18 protein-coding genes are annotated in these 22,790 nt (G+C 71.5%); 9 read left to right on the forward strand and 9 right to left on the reverse strand.

Annotation, left to right across the window (positions count from 1 at the left end):
• Window positions 1-8: 8 nt before the first annotated feature.
• The 4 genes from ACFVFH_RS32685 to ACFVFH_RS32700 are packed head-to-tail and all read left to right on the forward strand — an operon-like array spanning window position 9 to window position 3,746.
• Entirely contained in the window at window positions 9-1,175 is a 1,167-nt protein-coding gene (locus ACFVFH_RS32685) for an acyl-CoA dehydrogenase family protein (RefSeq protein ID WP_383775587.1), read from the forward strand.
• Complete coding sequence (locus tag ACFVFH_RS32690) at window positions 1,172-1,957, forward strand: SDR family oxidoreductase (RefSeq protein WP_383775590.1); 786 nt, start codon at window positions 1,172-1,174, stop codon at window positions 1,955-1,957. Before ACFVFH_RS32685 ends, ACFVFH_RS32690 begins: the two co-directional genes overlap by 4 nt.
• A complete protein-coding gene (locus ACFVFH_RS32695; RefSeq protein ID WP_383775593.1) occupies window positions 1,954-2,556 on the forward strand; it encodes a TetR family transcriptional regulator in 603 nt (200 codons plus the stop codon). The genes ACFVFH_RS32690 and ACFVFH_RS32695 overlap by 4 nt, the downstream gene beginning before the upstream one ends.
• A 32-nt stretch (window positions 2,557-2,588) precedes the next feature.
• Window positions 2,589-3,746 carry an acetyl-CoA C-acetyltransferase gene (locus ACFVFH_RS32700; protein ID WP_383775596.1) on the forward strand — a complete coding sequence of 386 codons (1,158 nt, stop codon included), beginning with the start codon at window positions 2,589-2,591 and terminating at the stop codon, window positions 3,744-3,746.
• A gap of 68 nt (window positions 3,747-3,814) precedes the next feature.
• Here the strand turns inward: ACFVFH_RS32700 and ACFVFH_RS32705 are convergent, their stop codons facing one another.
• Genes ACFVFH_RS32705 through ACFVFH_RS32720 form a run of 4 tightly spaced genes read right to left on the reverse strand, consistent with a single transcriptional unit; the run spans window position 3,815 to window position 7,261 of the window.
• On the reverse strand, window positions 3,815-4,879 hold the full coding sequence (locus ACFVFH_RS32705) for an NAD(P)H-dependent flavin oxidoreductase (protein ID WP_383775599.1): 1,065 nt from the start codon (window positions 4,877-4,879) through the stop codon (window positions 3,815-3,817).
• Window positions 4,876-5,646 carry a CoA-transferase subunit beta gene (locus ACFVFH_RS32710; RefSeq protein WP_383775602.1) on the reverse strand — a complete coding sequence of 257 codons (771 nt, stop codon included), beginning with the start codon at window positions 5,644-5,646 and terminating at the stop codon, window positions 4,876-4,878. Before ACFVFH_RS32710 ends, ACFVFH_RS32705 begins: the two co-directional genes overlap by 4 nt.
• On the reverse strand, window positions 5,643-6,491 hold the full coding sequence (locus ACFVFH_RS32715; protein ID WP_383775643.1) for a CoA transferase subunit A: 849 nt from the start codon (window positions 6,489-6,491) through the stop codon (window positions 5,643-5,645). Before ACFVFH_RS32715 ends, ACFVFH_RS32710 begins: the two co-directional genes overlap by 4 nt.
• A 14-nt stretch (window positions 6,492-6,505) precedes the next feature.
• Window positions 6,506-7,261, reverse strand: a complete 756-nt coding sequence (locus ACFVFH_RS32720; protein ID WP_383775605.1) for an enoyl-CoA hydratase family protein — start codon at window positions 7,259-7,261, stop codon at window positions 6,506-6,508.
• Between the two features lie 213 nt (window positions 7,262-7,474).
• On the opposite strand from ACFVFH_RS32720, the gene ACFVFH_RS32725 reads away from it, so the two are divergent.
• Entirely contained in the window at window positions 7,475-8,395 is a 921-nt protein-coding gene (locus tag ACFVFH_RS32725; RefSeq protein ID WP_383775608.1) for an SDR family oxidoreductase, read from the forward strand.
• A gap of 300 nt (window positions 8,396-8,695) precedes the next feature.
• On the opposite strand, the gene ACFVFH_RS32730 is transcribed toward ACFVFH_RS32725, so the two are convergent.
• Both ACFVFH_RS32730 and ACFVFH_RS32735 read right to left on the reverse strand, forming a co-directional pair.
• Window positions 8,696-10,984, reverse strand: a complete 2,289-nt coding sequence (locus ACFVFH_RS32730; protein ID WP_383775611.1) for a DHA2 family efflux MFS transporter permease subunit — start codon at window positions 10,982-10,984, stop codon at window positions 8,696-8,698.
• The gene (locus ACFVFH_RS32735; protein WP_383775614.1) at window positions 10,981-11,439 is read right to left on the reverse strand and encodes a MarR family winged helix-turn-helix transcriptional regulator; all 459 of its coding nucleotides are present in this window, start codon (window positions 11,437-11,439) and stop codon (window positions 10,981-10,983) included. The genes ACFVFH_RS32730 and ACFVFH_RS32735 overlap by 4 nt, the downstream gene beginning before the upstream one ends.
• Before the next feature lie 564 nt (window positions 11,440-12,003).
• On the opposite strand from ACFVFH_RS32735, the gene ACFVFH_RS32740 reads away from it, so the two are divergent.
• Complete coding sequence (locus ACFVFH_RS32740) at window positions 12,004-14,835, forward strand: AAA family ATPase (protein ID WP_383775616.1); 2,832 nt, start codon at window positions 12,004-12,006, stop codon at window positions 14,833-14,835.
• Window positions 14,836-14,916: 81 nt separating this feature from the next.
• Here the strand turns inward: ACFVFH_RS32740 and ACFVFH_RS32745 are convergent, their stop codons facing one another.
• From ACFVFH_RS32745 to rfbB, 3 genes are read right to left on the reverse strand one after another with little or no spacing between them, the layout of a single operon-like run.
• A complete protein-coding gene (locus ACFVFH_RS32745; protein WP_383775619.1) occupies window positions 14,917-16,134 on the reverse strand; it encodes a macrolide family glycosyltransferase in 1,218 nt (405 codons plus the stop codon).
• 15 nt (window positions 16,135-16,149) lie between these two features.
• Window positions 16,150-17,019, reverse strand: a complete 870-nt coding sequence (gene rfbA / locus ACFVFH_RS32750; RefSeq protein ID WP_383775622.1) for a glucose-1-phosphate thymidylyltransferase RfbA — start codon at window positions 17,017-17,019, stop codon at window positions 16,150-16,152.
• Window positions 17,020-17,039: 20 nt separating this feature from the next.
• Window positions 17,040-18,008, reverse strand: coding sequence for a dTDP-glucose 4,6-dehydratase (rfbB, locus tag ACFVFH_RS32755; protein WP_383775625.1), 969 nt, complete (start codon window positions 18,006-18,008; stop codon window positions 17,040-17,042).
• 381 nt (window positions 18,009-18,389) lie between these two features.
• Here rfbB and ACFVFH_RS32760 point away from each other — a divergent pair, with 381 nt between their 5' ends.
• The 3 genes from ACFVFH_RS32760 (at window position 18,390) to ACFVFH_RS32770 (ending at window position 22,583) form a co-directional block, all read left to right on the forward strand.
• Window positions 18,390-19,400, forward strand: a complete 1,011-nt coding sequence (locus ACFVFH_RS32760) for a methyltransferase (protein WP_383775628.1) — start codon at window positions 18,390-18,392, stop codon at window positions 19,398-19,400.
• Between the two features lie 16 nt (window positions 19,401-19,416).
• The gene (locus ACFVFH_RS32765) at window positions 19,417-20,238 is read left to right on the forward strand and encodes a hypothetical protein (RefSeq protein WP_383775631.1); all 822 of its coding nucleotides are present in this window, start codon (window positions 19,417-19,419) and stop codon (window positions 20,236-20,238) included.
• A gap of 101 nt (window positions 20,239-20,339) precedes the next feature.
• Window positions 20,340-22,583, forward strand: coding sequence for a condensation domain-containing protein (locus ACFVFH_RS32770; RefSeq protein ID WP_383775634.1), 2,244 nt, complete (start codon window positions 20,340-20,342; stop codon window positions 22,581-22,583).
• The last annotated feature ends 207 nt before the right edge of the window (window positions 22,584-22,790 follow it).

Here is a 22,790-nt window from a genome sequence, read left to right on the forward strand (position 1 = left end):
GTACCGCCATGAGCACCGTCGAGGAGTTCCGCGCCGAGTTCCGCGGCTGGCTGGCCGCCAACCTCACCGGTTCCTTCGCGGGTCTGCGCGGCCGCGGCGGACCCGGACGGGAGCACGAGGCCTTCGCCGAACGGCTGGGCTGGGAAAGGCACATGGCGGCATCGGGCTGGACCTGTGTCGGCTGGCCCGAGGAGTACGGGGGCCGCGGCGCGAGCATCGGGCAGCAGGTCGCCTTCCACGAGGAGTACGCCCTGGCCGACGCCCCCGCCCGGGTCAACCACATCGGGGAACAACTGCTCGGGCCGACCCTGGTGGCCTTCGGCACCCCCGCGCAGCGGGCCCGGTTCCTGCCGCCGATCGTCGCCGTCGAGGAGCTGTGGTGCCAGGGCTACAGCGAACCCGACGCCGGGTCCGACCTGGCGAACGTACGGACCAGGGCCGAGCGGGACGGCGAGGACTGGGTCGTCACCGGACAGAAGGTCTGGACGTCACTGGCCCACGAGGCCCAGTGGTGCTTCGTGGTCGCCCGCACCGAGCCCGGCTCCACCCGCCACCGAGGACTGTCCTACCTCCTGGTCCCGCTGGACGGACCCGGCGTGGAGATCCGGCCGATCGCCCAGCTGACCGGCACCTGCGAGTTCAACGAGGTGTTCTTCGACGGGGCCCGCACCCGCGCCGAGCACATCGTCGGAGCCCCGGGCGAAGGCTGGCGCGTGGCCATGGCCACCCTCGGCTTCGAGCGCGGCGTCTCCACCCTCGGCCAGCAGGTCGGCTTCCGGCGCGAACTGGAATCCCTCATCGCCCTGGCCCGGCGCAACGGCGCCGCCGACGACCCGCTGATCCGCGACCGGCTCGCCCGCGCCTGGACCGGACTGGAGACCATCCGGTGCAACGCCCTGCGGATGCTCGACGGCGTGGCGGCCGGCGCACCCGGCCCCGAGGCGTCCATCGGGAAGATCTTCTGGGCCACCTGGCACCGGGAACTCGGCGAACTGGCCATGAGCGTCCTGGGCGCCGACGGCCTGACCGCCGCCGGGCCACCGTACGAACTCGACGACTGGCAGCGGCTGTTCCTCTTCTCCCGCTCCGACACCATCTACGCCGGCTCCAACGAGATCCAGCGCAACATCATCGCCGAGCGCGTTCTCGGCCTGCCCAAGGAGATCCGCCCGTGACCGACCGGCCGCCCTATGTAGCGGGCCACTCCCTCCTGGACGGACGCACCGCCGTGATCACCGCCGCCGCGGGCGCCGGCATCGGCGGAGCGACGGCCCGCAGATTCCTGGAGGAGGGTGCCCGGATCGTCATCGGCGACGCCCACGCACGCCGCCTGGGGGAGTGCGCCGCCGCCCTCGCCGAGGAGTTCGGCGCGGACCGCGTCGCCGCGCTGCCCTGCGACGTCACCGACCAGGAGCAGGTCGACGCCCTGTTCGCACGCGCGGCCGAGCACCACGGCGGACTCGACATCGTGGTCAACAACGCCGGGCTCGGCGGCACCGCCGACCTCGTCGACATGACCGACGAGCAGTGGTCCAAGGTCCTCGACGTCACCCTGAACGGCACCTTCCGCTGCACCCGCGCCGCCCTGCGCCACCTCAAGGACCGCGGCACCGGCGGCGTCGTCGTCAACAACGCCTCCGTCGTCGGCTGGCGCGCCCAGCGCGGCCAGGCCCACTACGCCGCCGCCAAGGCCGGCGTCATGGCGCTCACCCGGTGTGCCGCCCTGGAGGCCGCGGACTTCGGCGTACGCGTCAACGCCGTCGCACCGAGCCTGGCCATGCACCCGCACCTGGTGAAGGTCACCACACCGGAACTCCTCGTCGAACTCACCGAACGCGAGGCCTTCGGCCGGTACGCCGAGCCCTGGGAGATCGCCAACGTCATCGTCTTCCTGGCCAGCGGCTACTCCTCCTACCTGACCGGCGAGACCGTCTCCGTCAGCAGCCAGAGGGCGTGAGGGCGATCACCGGCAACGCCGGCGCCGAACGACGCGCCGCCCTCCTGGCGGCCGCCGCCGAGGTGTTCGCCGCCCGGGGCTGCAACGCCACCACCGTCCGCCGCATCGCGGACGACGCGGGGCTGCTCGCGGGCAGCCTCTCCTACCACTTCGACCCCAAGGAGCCGATGCCGCACGAGATCCTCTCGGCCTTCCTGGACGAGCTGTGGGCGGGCTACGGAACCGTCCTGGCCGCCGGACCAGGACCCCGCGAGACCATCGAGGCGCTCGTCACCCAGCCCTTCCGGCAGATCGACCGGCACGGACCCGGGGTCGCCATCTACCAGAGGGAGTCCGGTCACCTCTGGGCCCGGCCGCGCTTCGCCTGCCTCGCCGGCACCCGGCCGAAGTTCGAGAACGCCTGGCTGCGCACGCTGGAACGCGGCGTCGCCGAGCGGGTCTTCCGCGCCGACCTGGACGTCCGGCCGGCCCACCGGTTCATCCGCGACACCGTCCGGGTGGCCGCCTCCTGGTACCGCCCCGGCGGCGTCCACAGCCCGGAGGAGATCGTCCGCCCGTACCTGTCCATGGTCCTCGAAGGCATCGCCCCACGCACCTGACACCCCACCACCTCGCTCGCGAAGGAGCAGTCATGGCAGAGGCCTACATCGTCGAAGCGCTGCGCACCCCCGTCGGCCGGCGCAAGGGCGGACTGAGCACCGCCCACCCGGCCGACCTCGGCGCCCATGTCCTCAAGGCCCTGATCGAGCGCACCGGAGTCGATCCGGCCGCCGTCGACGACGTGGTCTTCGGCTGTCTGGACACCGTCGGCCCGCAGGCCGGGAACATCGCCCGCACCGCCTGGCTCGCCGCGGGCCTGCCCGAGGAGGTGCCCGGCACCACCGTCGACCGGCAGTGCGGCTCCTCCCAGCAGGCCGTCCACTTCGCCGCCCAGGGGGTCCTCTCCGGCACCCAGGACCTGGTGGTCGCGGGCGGCACCCAGAACATGTCGATGATCCCCATCGCCTTCGCCTCCCGCCAGGCCGCCGAACCCCTCGGACTGACCGAGGGCCCCTACGCGGGCTCCACGGGCTGGCGCGCCCGCTACGGCGACGCCCCCGTCAACCAGTTCCACGGCGCCGAACTCATCGCGCGCAAGTGGGGCATCAGCCGCGAGGACATGGAGCACTTCGCGCTGCGCTCGCACCACCGGGCCCTGCGCGCCATCGACGAGGGCCGCTTCGCCCGCGAGACCGTCGCCTACGGCGACGTGACGGTGGACGAGGGGCCGCGCCCGGACACCTCGCTGGAGAAGATGGCGGGCCTCAAGCCGGTGGTCGAGGGCGGCAGCCTGACCGCCGCGGTCTCCTCGCAGGTCTCCGACGGCGCCTCCGCGCTGCTCATCGCCTCCGAGCGGGCCGTCGCCGAGCACGGCCTGACACCCCGGGCCCGGGTCCACCATCTCTCGGTGCGCGCGGAGGACCCGATCCGGATGCTGTCCGCGCCCATCCCGGCGACGGCGTACGCGCTGAAGAAGACCGGGATGTCCATCGGTGACATGGACCTGGTGGAGATCAACGAGGCGTTCGCCCCGATCCCCCTGGCCTGGCTGAAGGAGACCGGGGCGGACCCGGAGCGGGTCAACGTCAACGGCGGCGCCATCGCCCTCGGCCACCCGCTCGGCGCCACCGGGACCAAGCTGATGACGACCCTGCTGCACGAACTGGAGCGGACCGGCGGCCGCTACGGCCTGCAGACCATGTGCGAGGGCGGCGGCCAGGCCAACGTCACCATCATCGAACGCCTCTGAGCACGCCTTCCGGCCCGGGGCCTTCCGACATGGCGGCCCCGGGCCTGTGGCCCCGGCCCGGCGGTCGCTCAGTCGGTGCCCAGCGCCTTCAGCGTGGCCCGTGCCTCGGCCATGATCCGCTCCACCAGTTCCGCGCAGGACGGCAGATCCCCGATCAGGCCCGCCACCTGCCCCGAGGCCATCACCCCGAGGTCGGTGCGGCCCTCGACCAGCGCGGCCTTCAGCAGCATCGGCGTGTTGGCGGCCAGCAGCACCTGGCTCCAGGTCAGCTCCTTGCCGTGCTTCATGGCCAGCCCGTCGCGGATCAGTCCGGGCCAGCTCGTACCGGACTCCTTCCGGAAGGCCGAGGCGTGCCGGACCGCCCTGAGCAGGGCGGCCGCCCGCCCGGAACGCTCCAGGGCGTCGACCATCGCGGTGCGCAGCATGCGGTGCGGCAGGCCGTCGAGCCGGTCCGTCACCGTGACGTCCTGGACGGTGGCGGCCAGGTACTTCGCCTTCACCGCCGCCGGGACCGTGCTGTCGGAGGTGAGCAGGAAGCGCGTGCCCATCCCGATCCCCGCCGCGCCGTAGGCGAGCGCGGCGACCAGACCGCGGCCGTCGTGGAAGCCGCCCGCCGCGACGACCGGGATGCCGACGGCGTCCACGACCTGGGGGAGCAGCACGGTGGTGGCCACGCTGCCGGTGTGGCCGCCGCCCTCGCCGCCCTGCACCATCACCGCGTCGGCGCCCCACGCGGCGACCTTCTCCGCGTGCCGCCGGGCCCCCACGGACGGGATGACGACGACGCCCGCGTCCTTGAGCCGGGCGATCAGCTCCTTCGACGGCGCGAGCGCGAACGACGCCACCCGCACCCCCTCGTCGATCAGGATGCGCACCCGCTCGCCCGCGTCCCCCGCGTCCGCGCGCAGATTGACGCCGAACGGCGCGTCCGTACGGGAGCCGACCTCGCGGACCGCCGCGCGCAGCTGCTCGACGGTCATCGTCGCGGAGGCCAGGATGCCGAGCGCCCCCGCGTTCGCTGCGGCGGACACCAGCCGGGGACCGGCGACCCAGCCCATCCCCGTCTGCACGATCGGGTACCGCACCCCGGTCAGCTCGGTGAGCGCGGTCGGCAGCGGAGCGGGCCCGGTCATGCCGGGACCTCGCGCCCGCGCAGTCCGGCCGGGTCGATGACCTCGCGGATCAGCCGGAGTTCCGCCTCCGTGGGCTCCCGGGTGAACGGCACCTCGGCGGGGACCGTGAGGGCGAACCCGGTCGCTTCGGTGACCTGTTCGACGCTCACCCCGGGATGCAGCGACCGCAGCCGCATGGTGCGGTCGGGCGTCTCGAAGTCGAAGACCCCCAGATCGCTGATGACTTCGGGGATGCGGTGATAACGGGTCGCGGAGGGCCCGGCGGCCGCCGCCCGTTCGTACCCGACCCCGCTGACCATGTCGACCCGCTCCACGAACACCCGCGCCGAATGTTTGGGGATCCAGTAACTCGTCGGGTTGTTCAGGGTGTTGACAGGTGCGCCGCGCACTCCGAGCAGCTGGCGCACGGGCCTGGCCCAGTCGCCGATGCAGGAGATGTTCTGGTTGCCGTGCCGGTCGATCTGGCTGGCCCCCATCATCACGTGACGGCGGCCGGTGGCGGTGAGCGTCAGATGGTTGCGGAACGGCAGCCAGCCCTCCACGGTCCCCGGAGCCGTCCCCATGGCGGGGGTGTCGCCCATCAGCAGCGCCTCCCCGTCGGTCAGCAGCAGCTCGGGCGAGAAGGTGAGCCGGGCCAGCCGCGCCCCGATGGCCGGGACGGTCCCCATCGGGGAGGCGAGGATCTCGCCCGCGCCCCGCCACGCCTCGGCGCAGGCCACCACGCAGTACTCGGCGCGGCTCGCCGCCGCGGTGCCGGTGCGGCTCATGCTTCCTCCTGGTGGAACGCGGTGACGGCGGCCTGGTAGGCGGCCTCGTCGCCGGACAGGAACCGTTCGACGAAGGCGGGCCAGGCCTCGGGGTCGCGGGCCGCCCGGACGTAGGCGCGCTGGAAGCTCTCGTCCCGGCCGTGGTCAGGCGCGCAGGAGGTGAAGTGCGCGCCGTTCGGCGTCTCGACGACCCCGGTCACGAACGGCCGCTTGACCAGCAGGGTCTGCGGGCCGTGCTCCTTCAGCAGCTCCGCCGTCTCCACGATCCGCTCGCAGGAGACGTACGCCTCGTCGGCCGCCTCGCAGAACAGGTCGTCGAAGTACGGATCGGGGCCCAGGTACTGGCCGTTGCCCCGGACGTCCGCACGATCGAGGTGGACCAGGGCGGCATCCAGCCGCAGGGCCGGCGCCGCGACCAGCACCTCCCCGTCGTCGTACGGCGAGGTGACCGTGCGCAGCGCAGGGTTGACCCGCATCAGGTCCGAGCCGAGACCGGCGCGCACCGGCATGAACGGCAGCCGCTGCGCGCCCGCCGTCAGACCCCACATCATCAACGCCTCGTCCAGCTCGGCCAGTTCGAACGCTCCGCGCTGCCGGGCGGCGGTGAAATGCGGTTCCAGGGGGATCGAGTCGAGGGTCCCGAACGCCGTGACCAGCTTGCGGATCCGGCCCGCGGCGGCGAGCAGGCCGACATCGGGGCCGCCGTACGACACCACGGTCAGATCGGTGACGTCCGCGCGCAGCAGCGCCCGGACCAGGGCCATCGGTTTGCGGCGCGACCCCCAGCCGCCGATGCCGAGCGTCATGCCGCTCTCCAGCCGGCCGACGACCTCGTCGGCCGTCATCGTCTTGTCCTGTGTCACGCCCGGTGCTCCTTGTCCGTGCCGAAGGTGTCGCGCACGCGGTCGGCGACGCCGCTGAGGTCGGCCTCGAAGGTGAAGCCCTGCTCGAAGCGGTAGCTGCGGCGCACGTCGACGGGGTCGATGCCGTTGATGGCGGCCTTGGCCAGCCGGATCAGCCGGCCGTCCTTCGCGGCGATCTCCCGGGCCAGTTCCAGGGCGGCCGCGCCCAGCCGGTCGCGCGGGACGACGCTCCACACCGAGCCATGCCGGTGCAGTTCCTCCGCCGTCACGGTGCGCGAGGTGTAGTAGAGGGTGCGCATCAGGTGCTGCGGAACCAGCCGGGCCAGATGCGTGGCCGCGCCGAGCGCGCCCCGGTCCAGCTCCGGCAGCCCGAAGGACGCGTCGTCGCAGGCCACGATCGCGTCCGCGTTGCCCACCAGGCCGATGCCGCCGCCCAGGCAGAAGCCCTGGACGGCGGCGACCACCGGGACCTCGCACTCGTAGACGGCGGCGAACGCCTCGAAGCAGCCCCGGTTGGCGCCGATCAGCGCCTCGGGCCCGTCCGCGCGCTGGAGCTCCTTGATGTCCACGCCCGCGTTGAACCCGCGGCCCTCGGCGGTCAGCACCACGCAGCGGACGTCCGGATCGGCCCCGGCGGCGCGCACCGCCCTGGCCAGTTCGTACCAGCCGTGCACGGGCAGGGCGTTGACCGGGGGGAAGTCCACGGTGACGACGGCGACGCCCTCTTCCGGGGCGGAGGTGGAGACACCCATGAGCAGATCAGCTACCTTTCCACCTAACGTTTGTTTGGTTCAACGTAGCAGCGATGCGGACGCCGCGGGAGAGCGTCGGGCCGCTGGGACGTGCATCGAAGGTGGCGTCGTCCGCCCGGAGGGCGGGCCCGGCGGGGCTTTCGACACACGCCCCGGCGGCCCGGCACCCCGTTCCCCGTCCATCGCCCGCCGCCCAGCGAGAGGACATCCGACATGACCCCATCGACCGCTCTGTGCGCCGGACGCGTCGCCGTCGTCACCGGCGCGGGCCGCGGGCTCGGCCGCGCCCACGCCCTGGCCTTCGCCGCCGAGGGCGCGAAGGTCGTCGTCAACGACCTCGGCGTCGGCCTCGACGGCTCCGGCGGCGGCGCCGGGCCCGCACAGCGGGTCGTCGAGGAGATCCGCGCGGCCGGCGGCGAGGCCGTCGCGCACCACGGGGACATCGCCACCGCCGACGGCGCGAAGTCGCTCGTCGCGACCGCGCTCGACTCCTTCGGGCGCCTCGACACCCTCGTCAACAACGCCGGGTTCCTGCGCGACCGGATGCTGGTGAACCTGGACGAGGACGACTGGGACGCGGTGACCCGCGTCCACCTCAGGGGCCACTTCCTGCCGCTCAAGCACGCGGCGGCGCACTGGCGCGCGGAGGCCAAGGCCGGCCGGGTGCCCGAGGCACGGGTCGTCAACACCGGCTCCGGGGCCGGGCTGCTGGGCAGTGTCGGCCAGGGCTGCTACTCCGCCGCCAAGGCAGGGATCGTCGCCCTGACCCTGGTGGCCGCCGCCGAGATGGGCCGCTACGGCGTCCAGGTCAACGCGATCGCCCCGGCCGCCCGCACCCGGATGACCGAGGAGACCTTCGCCGAGACCATGGCGGCCCCTGCGGAAGGGGCCTTCGACGCGATGGCCCCGGAGAACGTCTCGCCGCTCGTCGTCTGGCTCGGCTCCGGGGCCTGCGCCGGGGTCAGCGGCCGGGTCTTCGAGGCCGAGGCCGGACGGATCACGGTGATGGAGGGCTGGCGGCCCGGCCCCACCGCCGACAAGGGCGCCCGGTGGAGCCCGGCCGAGGCCGGGGCGGCCGCCTCCGAACTCCTCGCGGCGGCCGACGCACCCCTGCCGGTGTACGGGGCACGCTGAGCCCGTACCCGCCGCGGTAGACCGGCCGGAGCACGCCCGTCAGGTCCGCGCCGCCGCGCGGCTCCCGATGATCCTGCTCGGCGGCATCACAGGCGGGCCCGTCATGGACCTCGCGATGCGGGAGGCTTCGGGCAGGTGGCCCGAGGGACGACGGACGGTGCCGCCCGCACTCGTCCAACCGGCCCTGGACACCCGGCCGGACACTCCCGCGCAACAGGCGAACCTCGGCGAAGGAGCCGACCCGGTCGTGTGCGGGGCGAGGCTCCTTCGCCGAGGCGGGAAGGGAGTCGAGGGTCAGGATTACTTCGAGGGCGCCTCCCCCTGCCCGTCCAGATGGATGTCGTGCTGGTTGGTCGCCTCGGAGATTTCGAGTCGGCTCACCGTCGGCGGGTGGCCTGCGGCGATCAGGATGTAGTTGCCGACCGGTACGTCTGCGAACCGGAAGCTGCCGTCCTCCTTGGAGGTGGCGGTCAGCCTCGTACCGGAGCCGTCCGTGAGAGTGAGCCGTACGTCGTTGACGAAGGTGTGCTCACTGTCGCTGACCACCCCGCTCAGGCTGCCGAGACGGGAGTGCGAGGCGAGTTCCGCCGTCACGGTGATCTGCTGTGCCTCGCTGACCGTGAGGTCGATGGCCCTGGGCCGGTAGCCGTCCTGGTGGAGGACGAGAACGTAGGGGCTGTAGGCCAGCTTGTCGATGAGGAACGAACCGTCCTCGTCCGTCGACAGGGAACGGACGAGGCGGCCGGTCACGTCGGTCAGTATGACGGACGTGCCCTTGAGGGGTGCCCCGTCCGCCTCGTCGCGCGCTATGCCGGTGACCGAGCCTTCGTCCTGGAAGGTGACCGTGTGCTCGATCGCCGACGATCCCGCCGTGGCGGCGAGCGGCGTGGCGGTCGAACGGTGGGTGTCCGAGCGGGCGATGAGAAGGTACGGCCCGTGTCCGGGCGCCCGCAGCGTATAGGCGCCGTTGCGGTCGGCGGACGTCCGCGCGACCTCGCGGCCGTCGTGGGTGACCAGGGTGAGCGCCGCTTCGGAGACCGGTACGTCCTCCGACCAGACGACATGGCCCCGAATCATGACGGCGTCGGGGTCGGGTGCGGCTTCGACCTCCGTGGCGGCCTCCCGGGGCTTGCGGGGGTCGGCGTCTATCATGATCGTGCAGATGATCGTGCCGATGAGCAGAATGCCGCTGACCCACCACGCGGCGGCCGCGGTGCCGTGCACGAGGGACTTGGTGAGCAGCCCGTCCGGTGAACCCTGGCCCTTGTGGTCGGCGTAGTAGGAGGCTGCCGCGCTCGCCGCGAGGGTGTTGCTCAGCGCGAGGCCGATGGCGCCGCCGATCTGCCGGGCCGTCGTCTGGAAGGCCGACACGGCGCCCGAGTCGCGTTCCGCCACCCCCGCCAGGGAGGCGTGAGCGGTGGGGGAGTAGCTCAGGCCCATGCCGACGCCCAGCAGGAGCCAGGCCGGCAGCACCCCGAAGAGATAGGAGCTGTCCTCGGAGAGCGTGGTGAACATCCACACCCCGGCCGCGGTGAAGGCGAGGCCGGGCCCGACCAGCCAGCGCGTCGGGATCCGTCCCATGACGCGCGCCACCACCTGCGTCGCGGTCACCATGACGGCACCGACCATCGGCAGGAACGCGAATCCCGCCTTCAGCGGCTTGTAGTGCATGACCATCTGCAGGTGGTACGTGGCGAACAGCGAGATGCCCATCATGCCGAAGTTGAGCAGCGCGGCCCCGAGGAAGGACCCCGAGCGGGTCCGTTCGGCGACCACGCGCAGCGGCAGCAGCGGCTGCCTGATGAGGTTCTGGGAGACCAGGAACGCGCCGATCAGCACGACGGACGTGGCCAGCAGTCCGATCACCAGGGGGGAGTCCCAGCCGCGTTCCGGTGCCTCGGACAGCCCGTAGACGAGGGCGACCGGCCCCAGACAGCCGAGGACCGCACCGACCGGGTCGAGGCTGATGTCACGGTGGCCACGGTTGCGCGGCAGGGTGGCGATGCCCAGGGCGGTCACGGCGGCGGCGATCGGCACGTTCACATAGAGGCACCAGCGCCAGCCCGCGTACTCGGTGAGCACACCGCCGATGATCAGCCCGATGGCGGCGCCGCTGCCGACGATGCCACTGAAGAGGCCGAACGCCTTGGCCCGCTCCTTGGTGTCGGTGAAGGTGGTGGTCAGCAAGGACACCGTGGCCGGCGAGAGGATGGCGGCGAAGACGCCCTGCAGCGCGCGGGCGGCGATGAGCGTCTCGGTGTTGGGCGCGGCACCGCCGATCGCGGAGACCACGGCGAAGCCGACCAGGCCCACGAGGAAGGTCCGGCCGCGGCCGAAGCGGTCGGCGAGCCGGCCGCCGACCAGGAGCAGTCCGCCGAAGGCCAGCGCGTACGCGGTGACCATCCACTGCCGGTTGGCGTCGGACATGTGGAGCGACTTCTGGACGGAAGGTAAGGCGATCTGGACGATCGTGCCGTCGAGCATCACCATCAGCTGGGCGGTCGCGATGACCGCGAGTACGTACCAGCGGTTGCGGTGGTCGCGCTCTACGGCCGCCTGGTCCATCGCCGTTGCGACGCCCGCGGTCATGTCTGTGACTCCTTCTCGCTCTTGATTGCCGGACGGAGCTTGTTGAGCAGGCGCGCGAACTCCACGCGTTCGTCGCGGGTGAGGCCGTTGACGAGTTCGTCGGCGAGGGCCTGTCTGCCCCACTCGATCTCCTCCATCAACGTGTTGCCCTTGTCGGTGACGCTGACCAGGACGGCGCGACGGTCGTGCGGGTCGGGGGCGCGCTGGACGAGCCCGCGGCGCTCAAGACCGTCGACGAGGGTGGTGACGGTGCGCGGAGCCACATCGAACTCCTGCGCCAGCGTGCTCATGCGCTGGGAAGCCCCTTGCTCGTACAGGTGGGTCAGCAGGCTGGCCTGGGAGAAGGGGACCTGATGGTTGGCGAACACGGTTCCGGCGTGGCGCAGGAGCGGAGACACCGTCTCCGTCAGTGCCGTCACCAGCTCGGAAGCCGTGCCCTCGGGGTCTTGGGTCACAGACACCTCCTTAGTGAGTCATGAAACATCTTGAGCATAGGCTCACTATGTCAGTTGACTCATCGATCGGGCAAGCGGGTGATCGGCGCCCTCCCGGCTCCGGCGTGCAGGGGGTGAGGTGAGCCGATCCGCCCGCCTCCGCCCGTCGCCTTCTGCCGGGTGATGCGGCGTCACCCCCGTTCCCCGGACGCCGCGGTGGCGTACCCTCGGCCCTTCCGGTGTGGCCGGCGGGGCCTGTGACCGCTCGCCGCCCACTGTCCGGAAGGTGTCGACGGGAGGGAGTCAAGGCGACGCGCCGGGGTGTGCGCCACGACCGGCATCGTGAGGGAGTGCTGAAACGCCCTTGAAGTCCGGGTTGTCGTGCGAGGTTTGCGTTTAAGTTCGCATATGTCGAAAATCTGGCGGCCTTCGGACCCTTTGCGCTCTTGTTGCGCTTCCTTTACTTCTGCCTGGATGCCTGTATGGTTAGATTTAAATAGTCGTGATCAACTCGTAAAGAAACGTAAACGCGCGGTAAGTAGCGGGTTTGTGCGAATGGCACAGCGGGGGTTGTTTTCATTGGCTTTGCTCGTCGAAAGAAAGGGCGGAATATCCGCCCTGTGTGAGCTGGTCTCGGACGCGAAGGCTGGTTACGGAAAAATCGCCGTAGTCAGCGGCGTGGCGGGAAGCGGCAAGACCGCGTTATTGCAGAAAGCGGCCGAATGCCTGGCCGAACGGGGATCGGTCCCGGTCACCGTCACCTGCTCGCCGCTGGAGCGGGATGTACCACTGGCCGCGGTGCGTCAGCTCTTCGACGGCCTTCCGCTCGCACCAGAATCTGCCAGTCGGCTGACCGACCTGCTGGCAGAAGGTGTGCAGACGGGCGCGGGGGAGATCGTCACGGCCATCACCCCGGCGCACGCCAGGATCGCCGAGGGGCTGTGGGGTCTCCTGGCAGCCTTCTCCGAACGCGCCCACGTCGTCATTCTCGTCGATGATGTAAGAAATTCAGACGCGCTTTCCCTGGCGTACCTGCTCTATTTTATTCGCCGGGTGCGCACGGTGCGCGTATCCATGGTGCTGTCCGACACGGACGATCCACAGCCGCGCTTCCCACTGTTCCGGGCCGAAATAATGCGCCTTCCCGCGCTCAGTCACATTCGCACCGGGCGGCTCAGCCCCGCGGGTGTCACCGAAGTGCTGACGGACCGTCTGGGAGTGGACAAGGGCCACCTGGTCGGAACCGAATTCCATGACATCAGTGGTGGAAGTCCAGCACTGCTCAATGCTTTACTGCGTGATCTGGCCGATATGGAATCGGCAGTCCACGAGCAGTGCGAACCGGTGATGGGGGGCCACTTCGCGCAGGCCGTGGTCACCTGCCTGCGCCGGTCGGGACCCAAGGCCCTGGAGGCCGCGCAGTGGGTGGCGCTCCTCGGTGAGAGCACCTGCGAGGAGCTCCTGGTCGAGTGTCTCGGCACCAGCCCGGAATTCGTCCAACGGTTACTGCGTCTGCTCGACGCCATCGGCGTGACCCGAGAAGGACGTTTCCGTCACCCGGTGGGCAGAGCCACGGTCATCGAGGGCATCCCGGAGCAGAACCGCGCGGGGATGCAGCTGCGCGTCGCCCGCCTGCTCTACGACACGGGGGCGCCCACCACCCAGGTCGCCGGTCACCTCCTCGGCCAGGTGAGGCAGATCGAGCTGTGCGCCGAGCAGGCTTCGTGGGCGGTCTCGGTCCTCCGGGACGCGGCTGACCGTGCCCTCGCCGACAATCGGGTCGAGCAGGCGATCGCATGGCTGCGGCAGGCCCACCAGCTCTGCACCGACAAGACGGAGGGGGGCGCCATCCTCTTCCACCTCGCCCGCGTCCAGTGGGGGCGCAGCCCGACGGCGGCCGTGCGCTATCTCGACCGGATGACCAAACCGTTCGCACAGGAGCGGTTCGGAACCCCGTACACCTTGCTGCTCGTCCGCTATCTGCTGCGCAGCGGACGGCACCAGGAGGCGGAGGGGATACTGCACCGGCTGCACCGCGAGGCGGACTCGCTCCCCGACGCGGTGAGCGCGGAACTCCGGTTGCTGGAGCTGTGGCTGGCCGGCTCCTTCCCCGCGGTGGCCGAGCACTTCCCGTACGACCACGGCCCGGATGCGCGACGCGGCGGTCCGGTCACCGGCCGGGACGAACTGCAGTGGCAGTCCGCCAGTCTGCTGGTCGGGGTGCTGAGCGGTGGCGCGGACAGCGGGTTGATCAGCGAGGTCGAACAGGTTCTGCGGCTCTACCAGGTGGCCGAGGCCACCGTCGAACCGCTGGTGATGGGGGTGTCCGCGCTGATCTTCGCGGACCGCCTCGACAGCGCCGGTTCATGGTGCACCTCGTTGATGGACGACATCGAGACCGTCGATGCCCCCGCCTGGCATGCCTCCCTGTCGGCACTGCGCGCGGAGATCGCCGTGCGCCAGGGCGACCTGAAGGGCGCCGTCCGGTTCGCCGAGCGGGCGATCGACGACATCGGTGCCGACGGATGGGGCGTGGAGATCGGTGCCCCCCTCTCCACTCTGGTGCTCGCCCACGTGGCGATGGGACGGATGGAGGAGGCCGACGCACTGCTCCAACTTCCCGCAGCCGGACCCATGCACGAGAGCCGTTACGGCCTGCAGTACCGCTACGCGCGCGCCCATCACCATCTCGCCGCCGGCCGCCCCCATGCCGCACTGCGGGACTTCTTCGACTGCGGCGCCCTGATGCGGCGGTGGAACCTCGACGCACCGGGCCTCGCGCTGTGGCGGGCCGGAGCCGCCGAGGCCCTGCTGGGCCTGGGGGACCACGCGCGGGCCAAGTCCATGATGGACGAACAGTGGGCCCTGCTGGCCAGGAACCGAACCGGCCGCAGCGCCGGAATAGCCTTGCGGATGTGCGCCGCGGTCACCCGGCCGGAACGGCGGCCGGCGCTGCTGAGACAGTCCGCGGAGATCCTCCAACGCTGCTGCGACCGTTACGAACTGGCCAAGACGCTGGCGGACCTCGCCCGCGCCCATGAGGCCCTCGGCGAGAGCGCGCGGGCACGGCACGCCTCGTGCAAGGCACTGCGGTTCGCGCAGGCGTGCGGCGCCGCCGGAATCGTCGCACGGCTGCGCCCCGCACGGACGGCCGAACCGGCGGCCGAGACGAACCAGCGGCTGGAGTCCGAGGCGGTTCCCGCCCGGCAGAGCGAGGGGATCGACGAACTGAGCAGGGCCGAGGGCAAGGTGGCCGCTCTGGCATCGATGGGGTACTCGAACCGGGAGATAGGCGACCGCCTCCACATCACCATCAGCACGGTGGAGCAACACCTCACCCGGGTCTACCGGAAGCTGAACGTCAACAGCCGCGAGGACCTGCCGACGGCCAGCCTCCAACCGTTGGTCTCCTACTGAGCGGCCCGGCCCCGGCCGGTGGGAGCGGGAGGGGAACACACGCCGTGTGTTCCCCTCCCGCTCCGTGCTCGGGGCACTCCGTCAGCCGATGCCGAGGCCCTCCAGGACGTCCGCGGCACGCAGGGTGCCACCCGCCTCCCGGACTCGCTCGCGCAGACCGGCCACGCTCGTGCGCACCTGCGGGTCATCCGTCACCGAACGCACGGCGTCCAGCAGCGCCTCGGCCGTCAGCTCCTCCCCGCCCGGCACCTCGGTGCCCAGGCCCAGCGAGACCGCACGGCGTGCCACCATCTGCTGCTCCCGGGCCTGTGCGGCCAGTACCAGCGGCGTCCCACAGGCCAGGGCCTCCATCACACTGCCCATGCCGGCCTGGCAGACGAAGGCTCGTGCGTGCGGCAGCACGGCGAGGTGCGGCAGCCAGCGGTGGACCTCCACATGGGCGGGCAGCGGCCCGAGTTCGGCCGGATCGACCCCCGCGCGGCCCACCGTCAGCACCGCGTGCCAGGGGCTGTCCGCGAAGGCCTTCACACACGTGCGGAAGAACTCGGGGCGGTTGCCGTAGGAGGTGCCGAGCGAGACCAGCACGACGGGCCTGCCGTCCTCGGGCGGCTGCCAGGCGGGGGAGGGCGGGGCCGCGTTCAGGCACGGCCCGACGAAGACGTACCGGTCGTCGAAGGAGTCGCCGCCCGGCTGGAAGGCGCGCGGGAAGAATGCCATGCGCAGGCCCTGGAAGCCGGTGGCGAAGTCCAGCGGCGAGACGTCCGACGCCCCGTACGCGGCCAGCAGCCCGGTCAGCTTCTCCTGGAACCTGCGCACCGCCGGCCGCTCGGCCGACCCGTCCAGCAGGGCCGCGAGGGAGAACGCCGGGTTGCTGGTGCGCTGCGGAAGGAAGACCGGGGAGAACTCCACCGCGGGCAGCTGCCACAGCCGGGTCAGCAGCCGGCCGGCCGGATTCATCGTCGTGTCGTACGCCACCACGTCCGGCCGGGCGGCGCCGAAGTGGTCCATGATCGCCGGTATCAGCGAGGAGGACTCGTCGATGGCTGCCGTCAGCGCGAGCGGGAGCCAGTCGGGGGAGTCGCCGGGCACGGCCCCGACGAAGTCGGGCACGGCCGGGTCGTACACCACGGCCTCGGCACCCGTCGCACCGATCTCGGCGGCGAACAGCTCGGTCGTGGCGTACGAGACCCGGTGGCCGCGCCGTACCAGCTCGGCGACGACGGGCAGGGTGGGCCGCACATGCCCGTGGGCGGGGGCGGCGAAGAAGAGGTAGTGGCGTGCGGGGCGCGGTTCGGTCATGTGGACTCCTCGGATTCAGGTGCTGGCCAGGTCGATCACGTACCGGCCGTACTCGGTGTTCACTCCGGTCCGCCGACCGACCTCGAACAGCTGGTCGGCATCGATGAAGCCCATGCGGTACGCCACCTCCTCGATGCAGGCGATGCGTATGCCCTGGCGCTTCTCGATGAGCTGCACGAACGTCGCCGCGTCGAGCAGGCTGTCGTGCGTGCCCGTGTCGAACCAGGTGCTGCCGCGTCCCAGGTTGACCAGGCGGGCCCGGCCGGCCTCCAGGTAGAGGGCGTTGAGGTCGGTGATCTCCAACTCCCCGCGGGCCGAGGGGGTCAGTTGCCGCACCAGGTCCAGGGCGTCGTTGTCGTAGAAGTACAGACCGGTCACCGCCAGGTTCGACCGGGGCTTCTCCGGCTTCTCCTCCAGGGAGACGAGCTTCCCGTCGGGGTCCGTGACGGCGATGCCGTACCGCTCGGGGTCGGCGACCGGGTAGCCGAACAGGGTGCAGCCGTCCAGCCGTTGCCGCTCGCGCTGGAGCATCGTGGGCAGCTGGTGACTGTAGAAGATGTTGTCGCCCAGGATGAGGGCGATCTCGTCGTCCCCCACGAAGCCCCGGCCGATGCGCAGGGCGTCGGCGAGGCCGTCGGGGCTCGGCTGTTCGGCATAGGAGATCTCCAGGCCCAGCCATCGGCCGTCGCCGAGCAGATCGCGGTAGGAACCGAGGAAGCCCGGGACGCTGATGATCAGGATCTCCCGGATACCCGCGTGCATCAGCACGGACAGGGGGTAGTAGATCATCGGCTTGTTGTAGACCGGCAGGAGTTGCTTCGAGGCGACGCGGGTGACGGGCCTCAGCCGCGTCCCGGACCCGCCTGCCAGGACGATTCCACGCATGATGTCCTTCCGGCTCCGTGTCAGGGCAGCAGCGGCTTCCACCACGAGGTGTTCTCCCTGTACCAGGCGACGGTCGCCCGCAGGCCCTCGGTGAACGGGACGCCGGGCCGGTACCCCAGAGCGCGGAGTTTCGAGTCGTCGAGTGAGTAGCGCCGGTCGTGGCCCAGCCGGTCGGGGACCCGCTCGACCCGGTCGGCGCCCTGACCGAATTCCTTCAGCAGCAGCGGCGCGAGCTCCGCATTGGTCAGTTCGGTGCCGCCGCCTATGTGGTACACCTCGCCGGATATTCCCTTTTCCAGTACCAAGCGAATTCCGGCGCAGTGGTCGTCCACGTGCAACCAGTCCCGGATGTTCCCGCCGTCGCCGTACAGGGGCACTTTGTGCCCCTCCATCAGCAGGGTGACGAACCGCGGGATGAGTTTCTCCGGGAATTGATAGGGGCCGTAGTTGTTGGAACACCGGGTGATGCAGACATGCATGCCGTACGTACGGGCGTAGGCCAGCGCCAGATGGTCGGCGCCGGCCTTGGCAGCGGCGTACGGCGAGTTCGGGGAGAGCGGGGACTCCTCGGTCCACGAACCCGTGTCGATCGACCCGTACACCTCGTCCGTGGAGACCTGCACGAACCGCTCGACCCCGGCGCGACGTGCGGCTTCGAGGAGCGTGTGGGTGCCCAGGACGTTGGTCCGCACGAACACCGACGGCCCCTCGATGGACCGGTCCACATGGGTCTCCGCCGCGAAGTTGATGACTGCGTCATGGCCCGGCAGCACCTCGGCGAGCAGTTCCCGGTCCGCGATGTCGCCGCGGACGAACGTGAAACGCGGATGGTCGGCGACCGGGGCGAGATTCTCCAGGTTGCCTGCGTAGGTAAGCGCATCGAACGCGGTTATCTCCATGTCCCGGAATGCGGGAAAGGAATGTCCGAGGGAGCTCCGAACAAAAGCTGAGCCGATGAACCCGGCTGCCCCGGTCACGAGGGCACGCATTGATCTTCTCCCTGGTTGCCTGAATAATTCGGCGCCACTGTAATGCGAAGCGGAGCAGTGGTCCACACCCCTTATCCGGCCCGTACGGGGGACCCCCTGACTAGGGGGTCGTACGGGTTCAGCTCGGGTGGGGGTGGCTCCGTAGATTCTGTCCGAGGCGAGCCACGAAGCCGCCGCTGTGAGGCGAGACGGTGATCCCGACCCGTACGAGTCGACACGCACAGGAGCAGCCGCGAGGACCTCGCGGAGCTCCGGCGCGGTAGTGGGGGCGTGGCGTGGAACAGCGGTTCTCGCCGCGCCGCCCGCCGTGGTGGCGGGCCGCCTCACCGGTGCAAGACGCCGTACGAACCCGACGAAGGGACGACAGTGGAAGTCAGCCTCATGAGCCTGGCGGGACTGGGCTGGGTCGCGAAGTCGCTGACCGCCGCCGCGGAACTCGGCCTCGCCGACCATCTCGACGGCAGTCCGATGACCGCGGAGGAACTCGCCAAGCAGACGGACACGCACCCGGAGACGCTCGAAGCGCTGCTTCGGATCCTGTCCACGATCGGTGTCTTCGGTCGCGACGACGCCGGCGTCTACCGCAATACCGGGCTGTCCGACCAGCTCCGCGACAGCCATCCGCAGTCGATGCGGCACTACGTGATGCTCTCCGGCGGCCTGTACGCCGACACGTTCTCCGCCGTCACGCACACCCTGCGCACCGGTGAGTCCGCCTTCCGCCACCTGCACGGCACCCGCATCTACGAGTATCTCGAACAGCACCCCGACGAGGCCGACCTGTACGACAAGGCCATGGCCGACCTGGCCAGGCCCGTCGCCGCCGCCCTCGTCGAGTCCTACGACTTCGGCGCCGTTCGCAGTGTGCTCGACATCGGCGGCAACAGCGGCGAGCTGCTCAAGGGGTTGCTCACCGCCCATCCGCACCTGACCGGCACGTGCCTGGACCGGCCCGACGTCTGTGCCCGCGCCGCCGCGGAACTGGCCACCTCCCCCCGCAAGCACCTGGCCGAACGGCTCACCTATCAGCCGGGTGACTTCCTTGAGGCGGTGCCCGTCGACGCGGACCTGTACACCGTCAAGAACGTGCTGCACAACTGGAACCGCGAACACAGCGTCGTGATCCTCGGCCGCATCCGGGAGGCCATGGAGCGCGCCGGTGCCGGACGGCCCGCCGACGAGCAGCCCCGTCTGCTGGTCATCGAACCGCTGGTCGAGACCGACGTCGACTGGATACGGGTGCTGTTCCAGATGGTCGTCTGCGAGGACGGCACGCGTGGCCGCACCGACGAGGTCCAGCGGTCCCAGATCACCGAGGCCGGTCTTGAGGTCCTGGACACGCTCCGCCTCTCCACGGGCCACACCGCCCACATCTGCGCCGCCGCTCACTGAAGGAGCCCACGTGACCGTGGAGCAGCCCCTCCTGGCCACCGCACCGAAGGCCTGGAAGGTCCTCAACGAGGGAAGCAGCACCGAACCCCTGGTGCTGGCCGTCGACTTCGCCGTCTCCGGCCGCCCCGAGTCCACGTTCGGCGAACTCGGCCGCCTCCTCGCCCCCGGCATCCCGCTCTGGGAGACCCGCCAGCCGGCACCGGAGCAGGCCCGGGTCCTCGACGGCGAGGAGCTCGCGACGTACTGGGTGCGGGGCGTGCGCGACACCGGCCGCCCCGTGCGCGCCGTGCTGGGCTACTGCGTCGGCGGCCTGTACGCGGCACGCGTCGCGGAGCTCCTCGCGGCGCGGCAGGACGAGGCACCGGCCGTCGTCCTGCTCGATCCCGAACCGCCCCACCAGGACGGCATGGTCGCGGACTTCCGGGCCGCCGTGGCACGGCTGCGCTCGGTGCTCAGCCCGGAGGAGTCCGCGCTGGCCGGGCAGGCCGCCGAAGAGGCGGCCCGGCAGAGCGCCGGTGTCGCCGAGCTCGGCGCCGCGCTCGCCGAGGTCTTCACCAGCATCACCCGCGCGGCCTTCGACCGGGCGGGGCTCCCCGCCGAGCTCGCCGACGAACTCATCGGCGCCTACCAGTCGTTCGTCACCTACATCGCGGCAGCCGCCGTGTTCGACCCGGCCGTGCGGTGGGCCGGTGCCACCGCGCTGACCACCCCCGCGGCCGACCCGCACGCCCGCTACGCCGGACGGATCATTCCCGTCGACGTGGACCACGAGGACATCCTGCGCAGCCCCACCACCGCGGACGTCCTCACCGGCCTGCTCACCCGGACCCGTCCGTAGCACCGGAGCCCCGTCCGAACACCGGATCCAGGCCCTCGCCCGGCGAGCGCCGGACCGTGCCGACCGTGACCATCGACCACCAGTGAAAGGGTGATCCCACCGTGCAGTCAGCCGAGGACGCCAAGCCCGCCGATGGTGCCGCGGCGGCCCTGCTCGCCGCACTGACCCGGAAGCGGCGGCTGGACGCCGCCACGCCGAAGGAGAGCGCACTGTGGTTGTTGGACCGGCTGCTGCCCGACGCCGGCGTCAACAACGTTCCCCTCGCCGTCCGCGTCGACGGACGGCTCGACACCGCCGCCCTCCAGGCCGCCGTCGATGCCGTGGTGCGCCGTCACGAGGTGCTGCGCACGGTCTATCTCGACCGGCAGGCCGGCCTCGTCCGCGAGGTGCTCGGCGAGGACACCCCCGGCCCGCGCGTGACGGTCCACGACGTCGTGGCCGGCGTACCGGAGAAGGCGCTGCGAGAGTTCGCCGCGAGCCCGATCCGGTGCGACGGCCGGCTCATGCTGCGCGTGACCGTCTTCCGGGGACCGGACGCCGACACCCTCGCCGTGGCGGTCCACCACCTCGTCTTCGACGCGGCCTCCGTGCCCGTCCTGATCGCCGAACTCGCCGCCGCCTACGACGCCTGCGCCGCCGGCCGCGAACTGCCGGCCGAACTGCGCGCCCCCGCCCCGGCCCTGCGGGAAGCCACGCCCCGCGAGGAGAGCCTCGCCCACTGGCGCACCGTGCTCGACGGCTTCGACCCCGCCGGACTCGACCTGGACTGCACGCGCCCCGCACCGGCCCGCGCGACCCTGGTGGGCGACACCGTCCTGCACGCCCTGGACGACGAGACCCGGGACCTGCTGCGCGGACTTCAGCGCACCTTGCGCGCACCCGAGGCCGTCATCCTCTACACCGCCTTCTGCCTGCTGCTCGTGGCGCACGGCGCCGGCCCCGACCTCGTCGTCGGCTCCCCGGTCAACGTCCGGCCGCCCGAGGCGCAGTCCTCGATCGGCTACCACGTCAACACCCTGCCGCTGCGGCTGACCGTCGATCCCGGCCGCGGCTTCCGCGACCTGGTGAAGGAGGCGCGGACCGGCTTCTTCGGCGCGCTCGCCCACAGCGACGTACCCGTGGACGCCATTGCCCACGAGAACGCGCGCGAGACGGTGTCCTGGCGCGACACCCTCTTCCAGCACATGTTCAACTACGTGCCCGTGGAGTCCTCCGGGGACCTCACGCTGGGCGGGCTGCCGGTGCGGGCGCTGCACGTCGAGACCGGGTTCAGCAAGTTCGACCTGGAGCTGTTCGTGCAGTCCGGCGCCGACCACATCGGCCTGCGCTTCCTGTACTGCTCCGAAGTGCTCGACCGGGCCGACGCCCAGGCGCTGGCCCAGCGCTACGCCGCCCTGCTGCACACCGTCGCCGCCGAACCCGAACGGCCCGTCGGCGAGCTGGACGTGTGGAGCGCCGAGGACCGCGCGCATTCCGGCTCGGGCACGGCACGGTCGGTACCGGACACCGCGGTCGAGGCCGACCGCGACCTCGACGCGTTCCGCGCGTCCCCCGACGGTGCGGCGCTCGCCCTCTCGGCCGCCGCGGCTCGCTGCGCGGCCGACTACGAATACCCCTACGTCGTCCACCCGCTCGACGCCCGGCACGTCGCCGTCGTCGGACGGGCCGGCAACCGGCTCCCCGCAGGGGTGCGCGGCGAGGTGTGCCTCGTACGGCCCGACGGGGCCACCCACGTGGCCACCGGCTGGACCGGCAGCCTGCGCCACGACGGCACGCTGGAGCTGTACGGCGACGCCGGGCGCGTGGCCCTGCTGCACGGCCGGGCGGTGCACCCCGAGCGGGTGGAGGCCGTACTGTCGGCGCATCCGGAGGTCACCCGGGCGGCCTTCGTCGTCGCGGACGGGACGGCGCTCGCGTTCGTCGCCGCGGAGGAGCGGCCCGGTCTCGCGGACGACGTCGCCGCTCACGCCGCCCGGATGCTGCCGCGCGCGGTGCAGCCGGCCCGGGTGATCCGCACCGAGGCCCTTCCGCTGCGCCCCGACCGGAGCTGGGACACGGCGGCGCTGCTGGCGCTCGCGGCGGCCGAACCGGAGGGAGAGCAGGACGACCCCGACGGATTGGTGGGAGATCTGCGCGGGCTGTGGCGCGACCTCCTCGACCTCGCGGAACCCGCGCGCGCGGACGCCAACTTCTTCTCGCTCGGCGGTCATTCGCTGCTCGGCGCCCAGCTGGTGCAGCGCGTCGACGACGTGACGGGGACGCGCATCAAGCTGGCCGACCTGTTCGACAACCCGACACCGCGCAGCCTCGCGCAGCACCTCCGGTCGCTGCGTGACGACAACTGATCCACTGCGGGCCGGCGATCGCCGGCCGACCCGAGGACGGCTCGCGGGGCCTCCGCCGTATCCCCCGGCGGTGGGGGCCCGCCGGCCGTAAGCGGTGGGGGGGGCGGGGCCCCCCCCCCCCCCCCCCCCCCCCGCCCCCCCCCCCCCCCACCCAGGTGTAGTGTAACAACCCCCGGGGCACAAAAGTGTGTGATAAAAAAAAAACAG

It is taken from the genome of Streptomyces sp. NPDC057697 (assembly GCF_042799335.1).
Classification (GTDB): Bacteria; Actinomycetota; Actinomycetes; order Streptomycetales; family Streptomycetaceae; genus Streptomyces.

Excerpts from the sequence above, each read along its gene's own strand:
- ACFVFH_RS32685 (WP_383775587.1), top strand. The coding sequence starts at position 9 with ATGAGCACCGTCGAGGAGTTCCGCGCCGAGTTCCGCGGCTGGCTGGCC.
- ACFVFH_RS32700 (WP_383775596.1), top strand. The coding sequence starts at position 2,589 with ATGGCAGAGGCCTACATCGTCGAAGCGCTGCGCACCCCCGTCGGCCGG.
- ACFVFH_RS32705 (WP_383775599.1), bottom strand. The coding sequence starts at position 4,879 with ATGACCGGGCCCGCTCCGCTGCCGACCGCGCTCACCGAGCTGACCGGG.
- ACFVFH_RS32710 (WP_383775602.1), bottom strand. The coding sequence starts at position 5,646 with ATGAGCCGCACCGGCACCGCGGCGGCGAGCCGCGCCGAGTACTGCGTG.
- ACFVFH_RS32715 (WP_383775643.1), bottom strand. The coding sequence starts at position 6,491 with ATGACGGCCGACGAGGTCGTCGGCCGGCTGGAGAGCGGCATGACGCTC.
- ACFVFH_RS32720 (WP_383775605.1), bottom strand. The coding sequence starts at position 7,261 with ATGGGTGTCTCCACCTCCGCCCCGGAAGAGGGCGTCGCCGTCGTCACC.
- ACFVFH_RS32725 (WP_383775608.1), top strand. The coding sequence starts at position 7,475 with ATGACCCCATCGACCGCTCTGTGCGCCGGACGCGTCGCCGTCGTCACC.
- ACFVFH_RS32730 (WP_383775611.1), bottom strand. The coding sequence starts at position 10,984 with ATGACCGCGGGCGTCGCAACGGCGATGGACCAGGCGGCCGTAGAGCGC.
- ACFVFH_RS32745 (WP_383775619.1), bottom strand. The coding sequence starts at position 16,134 with ATGACCGAACCGCGCCCCGCACGCCACTACCTCTTCTTCGCCGCCCCC.
- rfbA (WP_383775622.1), bottom strand. The coding sequence starts at position 17,019 with ATGCGTGGAATCGTCCTGGCAGGCGGGTCCGGGACGCGGCTGAGGCCC.
- rfbB (WP_383775625.1), bottom strand. The coding sequence starts at position 18,008 with ATGCGTGCCCTCGTGACCGGGGCAGCCGGGTTCATCGGCTCAGCTTTT.
- ACFVFH_RS32760 (WP_383775628.1), top strand. The coding sequence starts at position 18,390 with ATGAGCCTGGCGGGACTGGGCTGGGTCGCGAAGTCGCTGACCGCCGCC.